Raw genomic sequence first — 18,238 nt, 5'->3', positions numbered from 1 at the left:
ACACATATGGTTGAAATCGAACTCGACGGCAAGAAGGTCGAAGTCGCCGAAGGCAGCATGGTCATGCACGCTGCCGACAAGGCCGGCACGTACATCCCGCACTTCTGCTATCACAAGAAACTGAGCATCGCGGCCAACTGCCGCATGTGCCTCGTGGACGTGGAGAAGGCGCCCAAGCCGATGCCGGCCTGCGCCACGCCCGTCACGCAGGGCATGATCGTTCGCACCAAGAGCGAGAAGGCCATCAAGGCGCAGCAGTCGGTCATGGAGTTCCTCCTGATCAACCACCCGCTGGATTGCCCGATCTGCGACCAGGGCGGCGAATGCCAGCTGCAGGACCTGGCCGTCGGCTACGGCGGTTCCTCTTCGCGCTACGAAGAGGAAAAGCGCGTCGTCTTCCACAAGGACGTCGGCCCGCTGATCAGCATGGAAGAGATGAGCCGCTGCATCCACTGCACGCGCTGCGTCCGCTTCGGCCAGGAAGTGGCCGGCGTGATGGAGCTCGGCATGTCGAACCGCGGCGAGCACTCCGAAATCGAAACCTTCGTGGGCGACTCGGTCGACTCCGAACTCTCGGGCAACATGATCGACATCTGCCCGGTCGGCGCGCTCACGAGCAAGCCCTTCCGCTACAGCGCCCGCACCTGGGAACTGTCGCGCCGCAAGTCGGTGAGCCCGCACGACTCCACCGGCGCCAACCTGATCGTCCAGGTCAAGAACAACCGCGTGATGCGCGTGGTGCCGCTCGAGAACGAAGACGTCAACGAATGCTGGATCGCCGACCGCGACCGCTTCTCGTACGAAGCGCTCAACGGCCCCGAGCGCCTGACGCAGCCCATGCTGAAGCAGGGCGGCCAATGGCAGCAGGTCGACTGGCAGACGGCACTCGAGTACGTCGCCAACGGCCTCAAGCAGATCAAGGCCGACCACGGCGCGCAGAGCATCGGTACGCTGGTCAGCCCGCACAGCACGCTCGAAGAGCTGCAGCTCGCCGCCATGCTCACGCGTGAGCTCGGCAGCGACAACATCGACTACCGCCTGCGCAATGCCGAATTCGCCGCCTTCGAAGGCGTGCGCTGGCTCGGCACTTCCATCGCGTCGCTCACGCAGCTGCAGCGCGCGCTCGTCGTGGGTTCGAACCTGCGCAAGGAGCACCCGCTGTTCGCGCAGCGCATCCGCCAGGCCGTGCGCAAGGGCGCCGCGCTGTCGGTGATCACTTCGGCCAGCCTGATGGCCGACCGCGACGCCTGGGCCATCAACGTGGCGCAGTCGACCATCGTCGATGCCGGCGAGTGGGTCGAGGCGCTGGCCGCGGTGGCTGCAGCCATCGGCGAAACCAGTGGCGCGGCCGCTCCTCTGGCTCCGAAGAACGCACCGGACGACGTCGCCAAGGCGATCGCTGCCTCGCTGCTGAGCGGCGATCGCAAGGCCATCCTGCTCGGCAATGCAGCCGCGCACCACGCACAGGCCAGCAGCCTGCTGGCGCTGGCCAACTGGATCGGCGCGCAGACCGGCGCCACCGTCGGTTACCTGACCGAGGCGGCCAACACCGTGGGCGCGCAGATCGTCGGCGCGTTCCCGAAGAACGGCGGCCTCGATGCCGGCCGCATGCTCGCCGCTGGCTCGGGCCTGAAGGCCGTGATGCTGCTGAACACCGAGCCGGTGTTCGACTCGGCAGCCGGCGCAGCCGCGGCCGATGTCATCGGCAATGCGCAAATGGTCGTCACGCTGAGCCCCTTCAAGGCAAACCTCGAATTCAGCGACGTGCTGCTTCCGATCGCCCCGTTCAGCGAAACGCCCGGCACCTTCGTCAACGCCGAGGGCCGCGTCCAGGGCTTCCACGCCGTGGTGAAGCCCCTGGGTGAGACCCGTCCGGCCTGGAAGGTGCTGCGCGTGCTGGCCAACCTGCTGGGCCTGCCCGGCTTCGCGTTCGAATCGACCGCCGAAGTGCTGGCCACCGTGGGTGAGAAGGGCGCCGTGCCCGCGAATGCGCTGAGCAACGCCACGTCCGCCACTGCGGTCGCTGCCGACGGCGCGGCTGCTGCACCCGTGGTCGCGAGCATCTACCAGCTGGATTCGATCGTGCGCCGCGCACCATCGCTGCAACTGACTGCCGACGCGCGCAACGCATCGGCTGGCTCCAACGTGACGGCTGGTGCCGAGGAGGCATTGGCATGATCGTCGACACCATTCACGGCTTCGGCCAGGGCCTGGTGGCCGCGGGCTGGTGGACCGGCGTGGTCTGGCCGGTGATCTGGACGCTGATCAAGATCATCATCGTCGTCATCCCGCTGATGCTGGCCGTGGCGTACCTCACGCTGTGGGAGCGCAAGGCCATCGGCTTCACGCAGATCCGCATCGGCCCGAACCGCATCGGACCGCTGGGCCTGCTCCAGCCGATCGCCGACGCGCTCAAGCTGATGACCAAGGAAATCATTCTTCCGACGGTCGCCAACAAGGGCCTGTTCCTGCTCGGCCCGATCATGACCATCATGCCGGCGCTCGCCGCATGGGCGGTGATTCCCTTCGGCCCCGACGTGGCGCTGGCCAACATCAACGCCGGCCTGCTGTTCGTGATGGCCATCACCTCGCTCGAGGTGTACGGCGTGATCATCGCCGGCTGGGCGTCGAACTCGAAGTACGCCTTCCTTGGCGCGCTGCGCGCCTCGGCACAGATGGTGAGCTACGAAATCGCGATGGGCTTCTGCTTCGTCGTGGTGCTGATGGTCACCGGCAGCCTGAACATGACCGAGATCGTCAACGTGCAGGGCAAGGGCATGTTCGCGGACATGGGCATCAGCGTCCTGTCGTGGAACTGGCTGCCGCTGCTGCCGATCTTCGTCGTCTACTTCATCTCGGGCCTCGCCGAAACCAACCGCCACCCCTTCGACGTGGTGGAAGGCGAATCCGAAATCGTGGCCGGCCACATGATCGAGTACTCGGGCATGAGCTTCGCGATGTTCTTCCTGGCCGAGTACGCCAACATGTGGCTTGTCTCGATCCTGACCGTGGTGCTGTTCCTCGGCGGATGGCTGCCCCCGTTCGAGTTCCTGAGCTTCATTCCGGGCTGGATCTGGCTGGGCCTCAAGACCTTCTGCGTGGTCACCATGTTCCTGTGGGTGCGTTCGACGTTCCCGCGCTTCCGCTATGACCAGATCATGCGTCTGGGCTGGAAGATCTTCATTCCCGTCACGCTCGTGTGGCTGGTCGTGGTCGGTGGCTGGATGCAGACGCCGTTCAACATCTGGAAATAACAGGGAGCGCCAACATCATGTCTGCTGCGCACACCGCAACACCATCCGCGCCTTTCTCGCTCAAGGACTTCCTGAGCAGCTTCATGCTGTTCGAGCTGTTCAAGGGCCTGGCCATCACCGGCAAGTACGCCTTCGCCCGCAAGATCACGGTGCAGTTCCCCGAAGAGAAGACGCCGCTGTCGCCGCGCTTCCGCGGCCTGCACGCGCTGCGCCGCTACGAGAACGGCGAAGAGCGCTGCATCGCCTGCAAGCTCTGCGAGGCCGTCTGCCCGGCGCTGGCGATCACCATCGAATCGGACGTGCGCGACGACGGATCGCGCCGCACCACGCGTTACGACATCGACCTGACCAAGTGCATCTTCTGCGGCTTCTGCGAAGAGAGCTGCCCGGTCGACTCGATCGTCGAGACGCACATCTTCGAATACCACGGCGAAAAGCGCGGCGACCTGTACTTCACCAAGGACATGCTGCTGGCCGTGGGCGACCGCTACGAGAAGGAAATCGCAGCGAACAAGGCGGCCGACGCCAAGTACCGCTGACCCGGTTCAGCCCGAAACCCGTACCAATTCGAATTCCAATGGACGTCAAGACCGGTCTGTTCTATCTGTTTGCCGTGGTGCTGCTGTTCGCAGCATTCCGCGTCATCACCGCCCGCAACCCCGTGTACGCCGCGCTGTACCTGGTTCTGGCCTTCTTCCAGGCATCGGCCATCTGGCTGCTGCTGCGCGCCGAGTTCCTCGCGATTTCGCTCGTGCTCGTGTATGTGGGCGCCGTGATGGTGCTGTTCCTGTTCGTGGTGATGATGCTGGACATCAACGTCGACAGCTTGCGGGAGGGCTTCTGGAAGCACTTCCCGCTGGCGGCGGGCGTGGGTGCGCTGATCGCGCTCGAGATGGCGGCGGTGCTCATGGGCGGTTTCCGCCTGGGCGAGGCACCCCGCGCCGCGGCCAATGCGGCAGCGGCCAACACCTCCAATACGCTCGAACTGGGCAAGCTGCTCTACTCCGAATATCTCTACCCGCTGGAAATCGCCGCGGTCATCCTGCTCGTGGCCATCGTGGCCGCCATCGCACTGACGCTGCGCACCCGCAAGGACAGCAAGTACGTCAACCCGGCCGACCAGGTTCGCGTGAAGGCACGCGACCGCGTGCGCATCGTGCAGATGCCGGCAACGCGTGCAGCGGAGCCTGTGGTTGAAGCTGCGGACGCTGCAAAGGAAAACAAGGCATGACGCTCACGCTCGGACACTTTCTTTCGCTCGGCGCGATGCTTTTCGCGCTGTCCGTGATCGGCATCTTCCTGAACCGCAAGAACCTGATCGTCCTGCTGATGGCCATCGAGCTGATGCTGCTGGCGGTCAACATGAACTTCGTGGCCTTCTCGCACTTCCTGGGCGACATGCATGGCCAGATCTTCGTGTTCTTCATCCTGACGGTGGCCGCGGCCGAGTCGGCCATCGGGCTGGCGCTGCTGGTCCTGCTGTTCCGTAACAGGTCGAACATCAACGTCGACGAACTCAACTCGCTCAAGGGTTGACAGCAACATGAGCGCAACCCTTTCCGCATCCACACTGCTGGCCGTTCCGCTGGCACCCCTGGTCGGCGCAGCCCTGGCCGGCGTGTTCGGCACGAAGTTCGGCGGCAATCACATCGGCCGCAAGGTCACGCATTCGCTGACCATTCTCGGCGTGCTGGTCGCCTTCATCATCTCGGCGATGACGCTCAAGAGCGTGATAGCCGACGGTGCCCGCTTCAACCAGACCATCTACGAATGGATGGTGGTCGGCGGCCTGAAGATGGAAGTCGGCTTCATGGTCGACGGCCTCACCGCCATGATGATGTGCGTCGTGACCTTCGTGTCGCTGATGGTCCACATCTACACCATCGGCTACATGGAAGAGGACGACGGCTACAACCGTTTCTTCGCGTACATCTCGCTGTTCACCTTCTCCATGCTGATGCTCGTCATGAGCAACAACATGCTCCAGCTGTTCTTCGGCTGGGAGGCGGTGGGCCTGGTGTCGTACCTGCTGATCGGCTTCTGGTTCAACAAGCCGACCGCGATCTTCGCGAACATGAAGGCCTTCCTGGTCAACCGCGTGGGCGACTTCGGCTTCATCCTCGGCATCGGCCTGATCGCGGCCTACGCCGGCACGCTGAACTACACCGAAGCCTTCGCCAAGGCGGGCACGCTGGCCGGCATCACCTTCCCGGGCACCGAGTGGATGCTCATCACGGTGATCTGCATCTGCCTGTTCATCGGCGCGATGGGCAAGAGCGCGCAGTTCCCGCTGCACGTGTGGCTGCCCGACTCGATGGAAGGCCCAACCCCCATCTCGGCGCTGATCCACGCGGCGACCATGGTGACGGCCGGCATCTTCATGGTGGCGCGCATGTCGCCGCTGTTCGAGCTGAGCGACACGGCCCTGAGCTTCATCCTCGTGATCGGCGCCATCACCGCGCTCTTCATGGGCTTCCTGGGCATCATCCAGAACGACATCAAGCGCGTGGTCGCGTACTCGACGCTCTCGCAGCTCGGCTACATGACAGTGGCGCTCGGTGCCTCGGCCTACTCGGTCGCGGTGTTCCACCTGATGACGCACGCGTTCTTCAAGGCGCTGCTGTTCCTCGGCGCGGGCTCGGTCATCATCGGCATGCACCACAACCAGGACATCCGCTGGATGGGCGGCGTGCGCAAGTACATGCCGATCACCTGGATCACCTCGCTGCTGGGTTCGCTCGCGCTGATCGGCACGCCGTTCTTCTCGGGCTTCTATTCGAAGGACAGCATCATCGAGGCGGTGCACGAAAGCCACCTGTGGGGCGCGAACTTCGCCTACTACGCGGTGCTGGCCGGCGTGTTCATCACGGCGTTCTACTCGTTCCGCATGTACTTCCTGGTCTTCCACGGCAAGGAGCGCTACGACCAGAACCCCGACGCGCATCATGACGACCATGGCCACGGCCACGACGATCACGGCCATGGCCACGACCACAAGCCGCACGAGTCGCCCTGGGTTGTCTGGCTGCCGCTGGTGCTGCTGGCCATTCCCTCGGTGGTGATCGGCTTCATGACGATCGACCCGATGCTGTTCGGCGAGTTCTTCAAGGGCGCGATCTTCGTGGACGGTACCAAGCACCATGCCATGAAGGAACTGGAAGAAGCCTTCCACGGCCCGGTGGCCATGGCCATCCACGGTCTGCAGACGCCGCCGTTCTGGTTGGCGCTGGCCGGCGTGGTCATGTCCTGGTACATGTACATGATCAACCCGGCGCTGCCGGCGGCGATCAAGCGTGCCTTCGGCCCGATCTACCGCCTGCTCGAGAACAAGTACTACATGGACTGGTTCAACGAGAACGTCATCGCCCGCGCCACGCGCGCCCTGGGTACCGGCCTGTGGAAGGGCGGCGACCAGGCCCTGATCGACGGTGCCGTGGTGAACGGTTCGTGGAAAGTCGTGGGCCGTATCTCTGGTGTGGTGCGCTGGATGCAGTCGGGCTACATCTATCACTACGCCTTCGCGATGCTGCTCGGCGTCTTCATCCTGATGACGTACTTCGTCTGGTTCAAACGCTGAGCCTAGCGCTGGAGAAAAAGAAAAATGGGTTTGTTGAGCCTTGCCATCTGGGTGCCGATCGCATTCGGTGCCGTGCTGCTGGCGTTTGGCCGTGACGAGCACGCCAGGGGCGTGCGCTGGGTCGCGCTCGTCGGTTCCATCGTGAGCTTCCTGGTCACGGTGCCGCTGTTCACGCGTTTCCAGAACGGCACCGCCGCGATGCAGTTCGTCGAGAAAACGGGCTGGATCTCGCGCTTCAACGTCAACTACCACCTCGGAGTCGACGGCCTGTCGCTCTGGCTGGTGCTGCTGACGTCGTTCATCACGGTCATCGTGGTGATCTCGGCCTGGGAAGTGATCACCGAGCGCGTGAACCAGTACATGGGCGCTTTCCTGATCCTGTCGGGCCTCATGATCGGCGTGTTCGCCGCGCTCGACGGGGTGCTGTTCTACGTGTTCTTCGAAGCCACGCTGATCCCGATGTACCTGATCATCGGCATCTGGGGCGGCCCGAACAAGATCTACGCGGCGTTCAAGTTCTTCCTCTACACCTTGCTCGGCTCGCTGCTGATGCTGGTGGCGCTGATCTACCTGTACAACAAGTCGGGCGGCAGCTTCGACATCCTGTCGTGGCACAAGCTGCCGCTGGGATCGACCGCGCAGACCTTCCTGTTCTTCGCCTTCTTCGCGGCCTTCGCCGTGAAGGTGCCGATGTGGCCGGTGCACACCTGGCTGCCCGACGTGCACGTCGAGGCGCCGACCGGCGGCTCAGCCGTGCTGGCCGCGATCATGCTGAAGCTGGGCGCCTACGGCTTCCTGCGCTTCTCGATGCCCATCGCTCCCGACGCCTCGCACGAATGGGCCTGGCTCATGATCGCGCTGTCGCTGATCGCGGTGATCTACGTCGGCCTGGTGGCGCTGGTGCAGCAGGACATGAAGAAGCTGGTGGCCTATTCGTCGGTGGCCCACATGGGTTTCGTGACGCTCGGCTTCTTCATCTTCAATGAGCTGGGCGTGTCCGGCGGCATCGTGCAGATGATCGCCCACGGCTTCGTCTCCGGCGCCATGTTCCTGGGCATCGGCGTGCTGTACGACCGCGTGCACTCGCGCCAGATCGCCGACTACGGCGGCGTGGTGAACACCATGCCCAAGTTCGCCGCGTTCGCGCTGCTGTTCGCCATGGCCAACTGCGGCCTGCCGGGCACCGCCGGTTTCGTGGGCGAGTGGATGGTGATCCTGGGCGCCGTGAAGGCCAACTTCTGGATCGGCCTGGGAGCAGCCACCGCGCTGATCTTCGGCGCCGCCTATACCCTCTGGATGTACAAGCGCGTGTATCTGGGCCCGGTCGGCAACGACCACGTGAAGGAACTCAGCGACATCAATTCGCGCGAATTCCTGATGCTGGCGCTGCTGGCCATCGCCGTGCTGTGGATGGGCCTGTTCCCGAAGCCGTTCACCGACGCGATGGACGCCTCCGTGACCGAGCTGCTGCGCCACGTGGCAGTCTCGAAGCTGCCCTCCTGATGCCACGCTGAAGAAGAGAACGAGATGATTGACAAACTCAGCTGGGTCACGATCTACCCCGAAATCGTGTTGCTGGTCATGGCCTGCATCATTGCGCTGGTCGACCTGTCGGACACGAGCCCGCGCCGCACCCGTACCTATGTCCTGACGCTGCTCACGCTGGCCGTGGTCGCAGTGCTGTCGGGTCTGCAGGCTTCCGAAGCCAAGACCATCTACGGCTTCGGCGGCATGGTCGTCAGCGACCCGATGGGCAACTGGCTCAAGTGCTTCGCCACCGTCGCCCTGATGGTCACGCTGGTCTACGGCCGTCCCTACGCGGCCGATCGCGAGATGCTGCGCGGCGGCGAGATGTTCACCATCAGCATGTTCGCGCTGCTGGGCATGTTCGTGATGATCTCGGGCAGCAACTTCCTGCTGATCTACCTGGGCCTCGAACTGCTCACGCTGTCGAGCTACGCGCTGGTGGCGCTGCGCCGCGACAACGCGGTGGCCAGCGAAGCCGCCATGAAGTACTTCGTGCTCGGCGCCATGGCCAGCGGCTTCCTGCTCTACGGCCTGTCCATGATGTACGGCGCCACCGGTTCGCTCGACGTGAACGAGGTCTTCAAGACCATCGCAACCGGCAAGGTCAACCACCAGGTGCTGGTGTTCGGCCTGGTGTTCATCGTCGCCGGCCTGGCCTTCAAGGTGGGCGCTGCTCCGTTCCACATGTGGGTGCCCGACGTCTACCAGGGCGCTCCGACGGCGATCACGCTGCTGATCGGCGCGGCGCCCGAGCTGGCCGCCTTCGCGATCATCATCCGCCTGTTGGTCGACGCGCTGCAGCCGCTGGCCATCGACTGGCAGCAGATGCTCGCCGTGCTGGCCATCGCCTCGCTGCTGGTCGGCAACCTGGCCGCCATCGCGCAGAGCAACCTCAAGCGCATGCTGGCCTATTCGACGATCTCGCAGATGGGCTTCATGCTCCTCGGCCTGGTTGCCGGTTCGGACCAGCAGGGCACCTACAACGCCCAGTACGCCTACAGCGCCGCGATGTTCTACATCGTGACCTACGTGCTGACCACGCTCGCGAGCTTCGGCATCATCCTGCTGCTGGCGCGCGAAGGCTTCGAGAGCGAGGAAATCACCGACCTCGCCGGCCTGAACCAGCGCAGCCCGCTGTACGCCGGCGTGATGTCGATCGCGATGTTCTCGCTGGCCGGCCTGCCGCCGCTGGTCGGCTTCTACGCGAAGCTGGCCGTGCTGCAGGCGCTGATCGCCTCGGGCCACGCCATCTACATCGGCCTGGCCGTGTTCGCGGTGATGATGTCGCTGATCGGCGCCTTCTACTACCTGCGCGTGGTCAAGGTCATGTACTTCGATGCGCCCGTCACGGCCACCACCGTGTCGGCACCGCGCGACGTGCGCACCGTGCTGACGATCAACGGCGCGCTGATCCTGATCCTGGGCATCGTGCCCGGCGGCCTGATGACGCTGTGCTACGACGCCATCGTGGCGACGCTGGCCCACTGACGCGGCCGACCTAGGGTGTCGCAGACCGCGTCCGTCTGGGTCGTTCTCCTGGTGGCCCTCGTGGCCGCCAACCTGCCGTTCTTCAACGACCGCCTGTTCGGCGTCGTGCCTCTGGCGACTGCTCCCAAGTCGCTCGCGGTGCGCCTCGCCGAACTGGTGGTCTTGTACTTTCTGGCCGGCGGCGTCGGGCTGCTGTTCGAGCGCAGGGCAGGGCAGATCGCCGCGCAGGGCTGGGAGTTCTATGCGGTGACCGGCGCGCTGTTCATCGTGCTGGCCTTTCCGGGGTTCACCTGGCGCTACCTGATGAAGCACAGGCACTGAAGAGGATGAGCGACCGACCATGACCACCAAGCCGACCGACACCTCCACCGCCGATTCGCACCTGAAGGAAGAGCTCCAGAGCCGCGAGGAGCTGTTCAACGGCAAGTTCCTGAAGGCCCGGCGCGACACCATCCGCCTGCCCGATGGCCACAGCGCCACGCGCGAGTACGTGGTGCACCCGGGCGCCGTGGTGGTCATTCCGCTGCTTGACGACGGCCGCATCGTGCTGGAGCGGCAGTTCCGCTATCCGGTCGGCCACGTGATGATCGAGTTTCCAGCGGGCAAGCTCGATGTGGGCGAGGATCCGTTCGACTGCGGCCGGCGCGAGCTGATCGAGGAAACGGGCTACACCGCGCGCGAGTGGGCGTATGCGGGCGCCATGCACCTCGCGGTGGCGTATTCGACCGAGATCATCCACATCTACTTCGCGCGGGGTCTCTCGCTCGGCGAGCGGCAACTCGACCACGGCGAGTTCCTCGACGTGTTCACGGCCACTCCCGACGAACTGGCCGGCTGGTGCCGCGAAGGCAAGGTCACCGATGCCAAGACGCTGACCTGCACGCTCTGGCTGCAGAACGTCCTTTCGGGCGCATGGGCACTGGACTGGCAGGCTGCGCCCGCGCAGGGCAGCGCGGGATAATCCGCGCCATGAAGGTTCTCGATCTCCGCTGCACCCACGGCCACGGCTTCGAAGGCTGGTTCGCCTCGAGCGAGGATTTCGAGACCCAGCTGGCATCAGGCCTGGTCGAATGCCCGGTCTGCGGCGACACCGCCATCGTCAAGCTGCTGAGCGCGCCGCGCCTCAACCTGGGCAACGCCAGGGCGCCGAAGGAGGCTGCTGCGGTTGCTCCAGTCGCTGCTGCTTCCAACGTTCCCGCCGATCCCTCGCCCGAAGCCCGCTGGATGCGTGCAGTGCGCGAGGTGCTGGCGAAGACGGAGGACGTCGGCGAGCGCTTTGCCGACGAAGCCCGGAAGATGCATTACGGCGAGACCCCCGAGCGCGGCATCCGCGGGCAGGCCACGCCCGAGCAGACCGAGGCGCTGCTCGACGAGGGCATTCCGGTGATGGCGCTGCCGATTCCGGCGGCACTGAAAGAAACCCTGCAGTAACTGGCTGAGTAGCGCGGCCTGTTCAGGCGGTGAACTGGAGCGCGGCCAGCCGGGCATACACGCCGCCCTGCGCGACCAGCGCCGCGTGCGTTCCCTGTTCGACGATCCCGCCGTGGTCCAGCACCACGATGCGGTCGGCTTTCTGCACCGTCGCCAGGCGGTGGGCGATCACCAGCGTGGTCCGGTTCTCCATCGCCGACTCCAGCGCGGCCTGCACCATGCGTTCGCTCTCCGCATCGAGCGCGCTCGTGGCTTCGTCGAGCAGCAGCAGCGGCGGGTTCTTGAGGATCGCGCGCGCGATAGCGATGCGCTGTCGCTGTCCGCCCGAAAGCCGCACGCCGCGCTCGCCGAGGAAGGTGTCGTAGCCCTCGGGCAGCGCCTGCAGGAAGTCGTGGGCGAAGGCGGCGCGCGCTGCGGCCTGCACTTCCTCGGCCGTCGCCTCGGGGTTGCCGTAGCGGATGTTCTCGAGGGCGCTGGCCGAGAAGATCACCGCATCCTGCGGCACGAGGCCGATGCGGGTGCGCAACTCGGGCAGGGCCAGCGAGGCAAGCGGTGCGCCGTCGAGCAATACGCGGCCCGTTTGCGGGTCGTAGTAGCGCAGGAGCAGCTGGAATACGGTGCTCTTGCCGGCGCCGCTGGATCCCACCAGTGCCACGGTCTCGCCGGGTGCGACATCGAGGCTGAAGTCGCGCAAGGCCGGTGTGCCGGGGCGGGAAGGGTAGTGGAAGGTCACCGCGTCGAACCTGATCGCGCTGCCCGCTACGGGGACGGGCGCAGCCGCTGGATTCGCGGGAGACACGATGGCCGCGGGCGCGTGCAGCAGCTCCATCAGCCGTTCGGTCGCACCGGCCGCGCGCAGCAGGTCGCCGTAGACCTCGCCGAGCACGGCGGTCGCGCTGGCGAGGATGGCGACGTAGACAACCGTCTGGCCCAGGTGTCCGGCGGTGATATCGCCGCGCAGCACGGCCTGCGTGCCCTGGTAGAGGCCCCAGAGCAGCGCCGCGGAGGTCGCGATGATGATGAAAGCCACCAGCACCGAGCGGGCCCGGGTGCGGCGCACGGCGGTGCGGAAGGCGTTCTCGGTCGAGCCGCTGAAGCGCGCGGCCTCGCGGCTCTCGGCCGTGTAGCTCTGAACCACCGGAATGGCATTCAACACTTCGGCGGCGATGGCGCTGGAATCGGCCACGCGGTCCTGGCTGGCGCGCGACAGCTTGCGCACGCGGCGGCCGAAAACCATGCTCGGCAACACCACCAGCACGAGGATGCCCAGCACCTGCACCATCACGTAGGGGTTGGTCCAGATCAGCACCGCCAGGGCGCCCACGCCCATCACCGCGTTGCGCAGGCCCATGCTCAGCGATGAGCCGACGACCGTCTGCACCAGCGTGGTGTCGGCTGTCAGGCGCGACAGCACCTCGCCGGTCTGCGTGGTCTCGAAGAAGGCGGGGCTCTGCCTGAGCACATGGCCGTAGACGGCGTTGCGGATGTCGGCCGTCACGCGCTCGCCCAGCCAGCTCACCGTATAGAAGCGCGCCGCCGAGAACACGCCCAGCGCCACGGCCACGGCGAAGAGGGCGCCGAAATGCTCGCGCAGCGCCATGGTCTGGGCGCCCTTGTCGGAGCTGATGAGGCCGTTGTCGATCAGGCTGCGCAAGGCGATAGGAAAAGCCAGCGTCGTTACCGCCGCCATCACCAGGAAGACGCCCGCCAGCACGATCTGCACACGGTACGGACGAAGAAAAGGGCTCAGGCCCGAGAGCGATCGGGGCGAGCCCTTGGCCATGGAAGACGGTGGGGAGGAAGCCATGCGCCAATTCTACCGATCCCTTGCCTCTACAAAGGTAGCCTTGACAATAATTGCCGAGGCAACTAATATTGCGGCCATGAGCGATGCCAACACCCCTCAGAACCCACCGGCTTCCACCGGCGAGGAGCGTCGTGAGCCCGTCGCCTTCTACAGCCCGGAAACCTACCGCGCCGAGGAGAGCATCGGCTACCTCATGCGCCGCATCGTCACGGCGGTCGGCCAGTCGGTCGAAACCCGCATGTGCGAGCCGGGCAGCCCCACCTATCCGCAGTGGGTGCCTCTCTACAAGCTGCACGTCGGCGCGGCCACAACGGTGGCCGAACTGGCCAGGGCCTGCGAGCTCGACACCGGCGCCATGACGCGCCTGCTCGACCGCCTCGAGGCCAAGGGCCTGTGCCGCCGGGTGCGCTCGCTCGAAGATCGGCGCGTGGTCAACATCGAGCTCACCGACGAAGGCCGCGCGGCCGCCAAGGAAGTGCCGCACGTGCTCAGCAGGGTGCAGAACGAGCACCTCGCAGGCTTCACCACCGAGGAATGGGAACAGCTCAAAGGCTATCTGCGCCGCATCCTCGACAACGCCCAGGCCCTCGCGGCCCGTGGAGATAAAAATGACTGACTCCCTCGCCGTGCGCGCCATGCGCCGCACTCCCGTCGTGGCCGCCGCGCTGCTGGTGGTTGCACTCGCCGGCTGCGCCGACATGGCCGGAATCGGCTCGCAGGCCAAGCTGCGCGACGCCTCGTCGCTGGGCATCGCGCCCGACAGTGCCGCTGTGCCCGTGTCCCGCCTCGACAGCCAGTGGTGGCTCGCCTTCGGCGACTCGCAGCTCAACTCGCTCATCGACCAGGCCGTGGCCGGCAACCCCAACCTGCAGGTCGCGCAGGCCCGCCTCGCTCGCGCACAGGCTTCGGCCGACATCGCCGGTGCCGCGCTCAAGCCTCAGGTCAAGGCCGATCTCGACCTGAACCGCCAGAAGTTCAACAGCAACTACATCTACCCGGCACCGCTGGGCGGCTCCACCCAGAACATCGGCCTGCTGCAGCTGGGCGCGAGCTGGGAGCTCGACTTCTTCGGCAAGAACCGCACTGCGCTCGACACCGCCATCGGTGCTGCCAACGCCGCAGCCGCCGATGCCGACGCCGCCCGCGTGCTGCTCGCGAGCAACGTGGCCCGCAGCTACTTCCAGTGGGCCCGTCTGAACGACCAGCTCACCGTCGCCAAGCGCACGCTGGAGCAGCGTGACGAAACGCTGAAGCTGGTGCGCGACCGCGTGTCCGCCGGTCTCGACACCCGCCTCGAACTGCGCCAGAGCGAAGGCGGCCTGCCCGAGGCGCGCCAGCAGATCGAATCGCTCAACGAGCAGATCGCGCTGCAGCAGCACGCGCTCGACGCGCTCGTGGGCCAGCCGAACGTCACCGCCTCGATCAAGCCGCCGGTGCTTTCGGGCGTGAAGCCTATGGCGCTGCAGGCGAACATCCCGGCCGACCTGCTCGGCCGCCGCGCCGACATCGCCGCCGCGCGCTGGCGCGTCGAAGCTGCCACCAGCGACGTGGCCAACGCCAGGACGCTCTTCTATCCCAACGTGAACCTCACGGCCTTCGTCGGCTTCCAGAGCCTGGGCTTCGGCAAGCTGCTGAAGTCGGGCAGCGAGCAGTGGGGCGTGGGCCCGGCCATTAGCCTGCCGATCTTCGAAGGCGGCAGGCTGCGCGCCAACCTGCGCGGCAAGTCCGCCGACCTCGATGCAGCCGTCGAAAGCTACAACGCCACCGTGATCGACGCGGTGCGCGACGCGGCCGACCAGGTCACGAGCGCCCAGTCGATCACCCGCCAGCAGGCCGAGCAGCGCGCCGCGCAGACGGCTGCCGAAGGCGCCTACGACATCGCCGTGCAGCGATATCGCGCGGGCCTCGGCAACTATCTCAACGTGCTGACGGCCGAGACCGCCGTGCTGGCCCAGCGCCGCCTGGCCGTCGACCTCGCTGCCCGCGCGCTCGACACCCAGGTGGGCCTGGCGCGTGCGCTCGGCGGCGGCTGGCAGCCGCCGGCCACCGCCACCGCATCGGCTCCCTCGGCCCCGCTGAACTGACCGATCGGCACAGCGCAGATCCAGCCCGGCTAGACCCCTTCGTCTTCGGAAAGAACTTCATCATGAGCGACAACAACACTCCGACGCCCGCTGCAGCCGCAGCTTCCGCAGCCCCCGAGGCGCCCGCCGGGAACGGCAAGCGCCGCCGCGCACTCACCGCGCTCGCAGCGGTGGTCATCGTCGCCGGCGGCGGCTGGGGCCTCTACGAATGGCTGGTGGCCAGCCACTACGAGGACACCGACAACGCCTACGTCTCGGGCAACGTCATCCAGATCACGCCGCAGATCGGCGGCACGGTGATGGCCATCAACGCCGACGACACCGACTTCGTGAAGGCCGGCCAGCCGCTGGTGCAGCTCGACCCGGCCGACGCCAAGGTCGCGCTCGAGCAGGCCGAGGCCGCGCTCGCGCAGGCGGTGCGCCAGGTGCGCACGCTGTACGCCAACAACGGCTCGCTGGCCGCGCAGGTCACGCTGCGCCAGGCCGACATCGTCAAGGCGCAGAGCGACATCGCCAAGGCCCAGGACGACCTGCAGCGCCGCCGCGCGCTGTCGGGCAACGGTGCCGTGTCGAAGGAAGAACTCAACCATGCCGAGACGCAGCTCGACACCGCCAAGAGCCAGCTCGCCGCCGCGCAGGCAGGCGTCGTGGCCGCGAAGGAAGCGCTGGTCAGCAACCAGTCGCTGACCGAAGGCACCAGCGTGGCCCAGCACCCGAGCGTGCTGGCCGCCGCCGCCAAGGTGCGCGAGGCCTATCTCGCCACCCAGCGCGTGGCCATGCCCGCGCCGGTCGACGGCTACGTCGCCAAGCGCACCGTGCAGCTCGGCCAGCGGGTGGCCGCCGGTACGCCGATGATGTCCATCGTGCCGCTCAACCAGCTGTGGGTCGACGCCAACTTCAAGGAAGTGCAGTTGCGCAACATCCGCATCGACCAGCCCGTGAAGCTCACCGCCGACGTGTACGGCAAGAAGGTCGAGTACACCGGCAAGGTCGCTGGCCTGGGCGTGGGCACCGGCAGCGCGTTCGCGCTGCTGCCCGCGCAGAACGCCACCGGCAACTGGATCAAGGTGGTGCAGCGCGTGCCCGTTCGCATCGCGCTCGACCCCGAGCAGCTCAAGGCCAACCCGCTGCGCATCGGCCTGTCGATGGACGCCGAGGTCGACATCTCGCAGAAGGGCGGCAAGATGCTCGCCGATGCGCCGCGCGCCACCGCGCTGGCGCAGACCGCGGTCTACAGCCAGCTCGACCGCGGCGCCGATGCCGAAGTGGAGCGCATCGTCGCCGCCAACATCGGCGGCAAGGGCGGCGCCGCGGCTGCGGCACCCGCCAAGGCGCCCGCCGCGCCTGCCGGCAACACTTCCGTGGCCGTGCAGGGGCAGCCGGGCTGATCGCGCCAGCGTTCGTCCGGACCTTTCTTCCGTCCAGGTAAACAGCCCGCCCCATGGCCACCGCTGCTCCTGCATACGTTGCGCATCCGCCGCTCGAGGGCGCAGCCCGCGTCTGGGGCACGGTCGCGCTTTCTGCGGCAACCTTCATGAACGTGCTCGATTCGTCGATCGCGAACGTGTCGCTGCCTGCCATCTCGGGCGACCTGGGCGTGAGCACCACGCAGGGCACCTGGGTCATCACCAGCTTCGCGGTGGCCAACGCCATCGCGGTGCCGCTCACCGGCTTCATGACGCAGCGCTTCGGACAGGTGCGCCTGTTCATGGCCAGCGTGATCCTGTTCATGATCAGCTCGCTGCTGTGCGGCCTCGCGCCGAACATGACGACGCTGATCGCCTTCCGCGCGCTGCAGGGCTTCGTCGCGGGGCCGATGATCCCGCTGTCGCAGGCGCTGCTGCTGTCGAGCTATCCGCGCGCCAAGGCGGGCCTGGCGATGGCGATGTGGTCCATGACGACGCTGGTCGCGCCGGTGATGGGGCCGCTGCTCGGTGGCTGGATCACCGACAACATCTCGTGGCCGTGGATCTTCTACATCAACATCCCGGTGGGCATCGTCGCTGCCGCCATCACCTGGGCGCTCTACCACAAGCGCGAGAGCGCCACGCACAAGGTGCCCATCGACGCCATCGGCCTCGCGCTGCTGGTGCTGTGGGTGGGCTCGCTGCAGCTCATGCTCGACAAGGGCAAGGAGCTCGACTGGTTCCATTCCGCGCAAATCGTCACGCTGGCGGTGGTGTCCGTGGTCGGCTTCGCCTTCTTCCTGGTCTGGGAGCTGACCGACAAGCACCCGGTGGTCGACCTGTCGCTCTTCAAGCGCCGCAACTTCTGGTCGGGCGCGGTGGCGACGGCGGTGGCCTACGGCCTCTTCTTCGGCAACGTGGTGCTGCTGCCGCTGTGGCTGCAGCAGTGGATGGGCTACACCGCCACGCAGGCGGGGATGATCATGGCGCCCGTGGGGCTGCTGGCCATCTTCTTCTCGCCGGTGGTGGGCCTCACGGTGGCCAAGATCGACCCGCGCCGCTACGCGACCTTCTCGTTCCTCGTGTTCGCGCTGGTGCTGTGGATGCGCTCGAACTTCAACACGCAGGCCGACTTCGTGACGATCATCATCCCGACGATCATCCAGGGCATCGCGATGGCGTTCTTCTTCATCCCGCTGGTGACGATCACGCTGTCGGGCCTCACGCCCGACCGCATCCCGGCCGCCTCGGGCCTGTCGAACTTCCTGCGGATCACCGCGGGCGCGATGGGCACGTCCATCACGACCACGCTCTGGGACAACCGCGCGACGCTGCACCACGCCCAGCTGGCCGAGACGATCAACCAGGGCAACAACGCGGCCACCAGCGCGATGGCCGGTCTGAACGCCAACGGCTTCGGCACCGACCAGGTGATGGGGCAGATCAATCGCCTCGTTGACCAGCAGTCGTACATGCTGGCGACCAACGACATCTTCTATGCGTCGGCGATCCTGTTCCTGCTGCTGATTCCGCTGGTGTGGCTGGCAAGGCCGCAGAAGGGCGGAGCAGGCGGCGACGCCGCGGCCGGCGCGCACTGACCGCGCCAGACCCCCTCGCAACCCCCAGCCTCCGCAAGGAGCCTGGGGGTTCTTCTTTTTCGTTGC

General features: G+C 66.3%; 16 protein-coding genes. 15 read left to right on the top strand and 1 reads right to left on the bottom strand.

Features of this window, described 5'->3' with window-relative positions; all coding sequences use genetic code 11:
* Positions 1-6: 6 nt before the first annotated feature.
* From nuoG to ACAM57_RS20020, 11 genes are read left to right on the top strand one after another with little or no spacing between them, the layout of a single operon-like run.
* A complete protein-coding gene (gene nuoG / locus ACAM57_RS20070; protein WP_369658636.1) occupies positions 7-2,178 on the top strand; it encodes an NADH-quinone oxidoreductase subunit NuoG in 2,172 nt (723 codons plus the stop codon).
* On the top strand, positions 2,178-3,254 hold the full coding sequence (gene nuoH, locus ACAM57_RS20065; protein ID WP_184636762.1) for an NADH-quinone oxidoreductase subunit NuoH: 1,077 nt from the start codon (positions 2,178-2,180) through the stop codon (positions 3,252-3,254). Before nuoG ends, nuoH begins: the two co-directional genes overlap by 1 nt.
* Before the next feature lie 17 nt (positions 3,255-3,271).
* Positions 3,272-3,793, top strand: coding sequence for an NADH-quinone oxidoreductase subunit NuoI (gene nuoI / locus ACAM57_RS20060; RefSeq protein ID WP_019653385.1), 522 nt, complete (start codon positions 3,272-3,274; stop codon positions 3,791-3,793).
* Positions 3,794-3,831: 38 nt separating this feature from the next.
* Positions 3,832-4,485 (top strand): NADH-quinone oxidoreductase subunit J, encoded by a 654-nt coding sequence (locus tag ACAM57_RS20055; RefSeq protein WP_126018304.1) that lies wholly within the window; start codon positions 3,832-3,834, stop codon positions 4,483-4,485.
* Entirely contained in the window at positions 4,482-4,790 is a 309-nt protein-coding gene (nuoK, locus tag ACAM57_RS20050; protein WP_093204819.1) for an NADH-quinone oxidoreductase subunit NuoK, read from the top strand. Before ACAM57_RS20055 ends, nuoK begins: the two co-directional genes overlap by 4 nt.
* A 7-nt stretch (positions 4,791-4,797) precedes the next feature.
* On the top strand, positions 4,798-6,831 hold the full coding sequence (nuoL, locus tag ACAM57_RS20045) for an NADH-quinone oxidoreductase subunit L (RefSeq protein WP_126018306.1): 2,034 nt from the start codon (positions 4,798-4,800) through the stop codon (positions 6,829-6,831).
* Positions 6,832-6,855: 24 nt separating this feature from the next.
* Positions 6,856-8,334: an NADH-quinone oxidoreductase subunit M gene (locus ACAM57_RS20040; protein WP_184636550.1), complete on the top strand. Its 1,479-nt coding sequence runs from the start codon at positions 6,856-6,858 to the stop codon at positions 8,332-8,334.
* A 24-nt stretch (positions 8,335-8,358) separates the two neighbouring features.
* Positions 8,359-9,846, top strand: a complete 1,488-nt coding sequence (gene nuoN, locus ACAM57_RS20035) for an NADH-quinone oxidoreductase subunit NuoN (protein WP_184636552.1) — start codon at positions 8,359-8,361, stop codon at positions 9,844-9,846.
* A 15-nt stretch (positions 9,847-9,861) separates the two neighbouring features.
* On the top strand, positions 9,862-10,167 hold the full coding sequence (locus tag ACAM57_RS20030) for a DUF2818 family protein (protein ID WP_126018312.1): 306 nt from the start codon (positions 9,862-9,864) through the stop codon (positions 10,165-10,167).
* A gap of 19 nt (positions 10,168-10,186) precedes the next feature.
* Complete coding sequence (locus tag ACAM57_RS20025) at positions 10,187-10,807, top strand: NUDIX domain-containing protein (RefSeq protein WP_369658635.1); 621 nt, start codon at positions 10,187-10,189, stop codon at positions 10,805-10,807.
* Between the two features lie 8 nt (positions 10,808-10,815).
* The gene (locus ACAM57_RS20020; RefSeq protein ID WP_126018316.1) at positions 10,816-11,277 is read left to right on the top strand and encodes a DUF1178 family protein; all 462 of its coding nucleotides are present in this window, start codon (positions 10,816-10,818) and stop codon (positions 11,275-11,277) included.
* Positions 11,278-11,299: 22 nt separating this feature from the next.
* Here the strand turns inward: ACAM57_RS20020 and ACAM57_RS20015 are convergent, their stop codons facing one another.
* Positions 11,300-13,084 (bottom strand): ABC transporter transmembrane domain-containing protein, encoded by a 1,785-nt coding sequence (locus ACAM57_RS20015; protein WP_369658634.1) that lies wholly within the window; start codon positions 13,082-13,084, stop codon positions 11,300-11,302.
* Between the two features lie 76 nt (positions 13,085-13,160).
* On the opposite strand from ACAM57_RS20015, the gene ACAM57_RS20010 reads away from it, so the two are divergent.
* The 4 genes from ACAM57_RS20010 (at position 13,161) to ACAM57_RS19995 (ending at position 18,172) form a co-directional block, all read left to right on the top strand.
* Positions 13,161-13,700, top strand: a complete 540-nt coding sequence (locus ACAM57_RS20010) for a MarR family winged helix-turn-helix transcriptional regulator (RefSeq protein ID WP_126018320.1) — start codon at positions 13,161-13,163, stop codon at positions 13,698-13,700.
* Complete coding sequence (locus ACAM57_RS20005; protein ID WP_369658633.1) at positions 13,693-15,168, top strand: efflux transporter outer membrane subunit; 1,476 nt, start codon at positions 13,693-13,695, stop codon at positions 15,166-15,168. The genes ACAM57_RS20010 and ACAM57_RS20005 overlap by 8 nt, the downstream gene beginning before the upstream one ends.
* Before the next feature lie 62 nt (positions 15,169-15,230).
* Positions 15,231-16,556, top strand: a complete 1,326-nt coding sequence (locus tag ACAM57_RS20000) for an efflux RND transporter periplasmic adaptor subunit (RefSeq protein WP_369658632.1) — start codon at positions 15,231-15,233, stop codon at positions 16,554-16,556.
* A gap of 53 nt (positions 16,557-16,609) precedes the next feature.
* Complete coding sequence (locus tag ACAM57_RS19995; RefSeq protein WP_126018326.1) at positions 16,610-18,172, top strand: DHA2 family efflux MFS transporter permease subunit; 1,563 nt, start codon at positions 16,610-16,612, stop codon at positions 18,170-18,172.
* Positions 18,173-18,238 lie beyond the last annotated feature (66 nt).

Origin of the sequence: Variovorax sp. V15, from assembly GCF_041154425.1 — a bacterium.
GTDB lineage: Bacteria > Pseudomonadota > Gammaproteobacteria > Burkholderiales > Burkholderiaceae_C > Variovorax > Variovorax guangxiensis.
Note: the sequence above shows the minus strand (reverse complement) of the source record. Positions and strands in the feature narration are given on the sequence as shown.

Excerpts from the sequence above, each read along its gene's own strand:
- nuoL (WP_126018306.1), top strand. The coding sequence starts at position 4,798 with ATGAGCGCAACCCTTTCCGCATCCACACTGCTGGCCGTTCCGCTGGCA.
- ACAM57_RS20005 (WP_369658633.1), top strand. The coding sequence starts at position 13,693 with ATGACTGACTCCCTCGCCGTGCGCGCCATGCGCCGCACTCCCGTCGTG.
- ACAM57_RS20010 (WP_126018320.1), top strand. The coding sequence starts at position 13,161 with ATGAGCGATGCCAACACCCCTCAGAACCCACCGGCTTCCACCGGCGAG.
- ACAM57_RS20040 (WP_184636550.1), top strand. The coding sequence starts at position 6,856 with ATGGGTTTGTTGAGCCTTGCCATCTGGGTGCCGATCGCATTCGGTGCC.
- ACAM57_RS19995 (WP_126018326.1), top strand. The coding sequence starts at position 16,610 with ATGGCCACCGCTGCTCCTGCATACGTTGCGCATCCGCCGCTCGAGGGC.
- nuoK (WP_093204819.1), top strand. The coding sequence starts at position 4,482 with ATGACGCTCACGCTCGGACACTTTCTTTCGCTCGGCGCGATGCTTTTC.
- nuoN (WP_184636552.1), top strand. The coding sequence starts at position 8,359 with ATGATTGACAAACTCAGCTGGGTCACGATCTACCCCGAAATCGTGTTG.
- nuoG (WP_369658636.1), top strand. The coding sequence starts at position 7 with ATGGTTGAAATCGAACTCGACGGCAAGAAGGTCGAAGTCGCCGAAGGC.
- ACAM57_RS20025 (WP_369658635.1), top strand. The coding sequence starts at position 10,187 with ATGACCACCAAGCCGACCGACACCTCCACCGCCGATTCGCACCTGAAG.
- ACAM57_RS20020 (WP_126018316.1), top strand. The coding sequence starts at position 10,816 with ATGAAGGTTCTCGATCTCCGCTGCACCCACGGCCACGGCTTCGAAGGC.
- ACAM57_RS20015 (WP_369658634.1), bottom strand. The coding sequence starts at position 13,084 with ATGGCTTCCTCCCCACCGTCTTCCATGGCCAAGGGCTCGCCCCGATCG.
- ACAM57_RS20000 (WP_369658632.1), top strand. The coding sequence starts at position 15,231 with ATGAGCGACAACAACACTCCGACGCCCGCTGCAGCCGCAGCTTCCGCA.
- ACAM57_RS20055 (WP_126018304.1), top strand. The coding sequence starts at position 3,832 with ATGGACGTCAAGACCGGTCTGTTCTATCTGTTTGCCGTGGTGCTGCTG.
- nuoI (WP_019653385.1), top strand. The coding sequence starts at position 3,272 with ATGTCTGCTGCGCACACCGCAACACCATCCGCGCCTTTCTCGCTCAAG.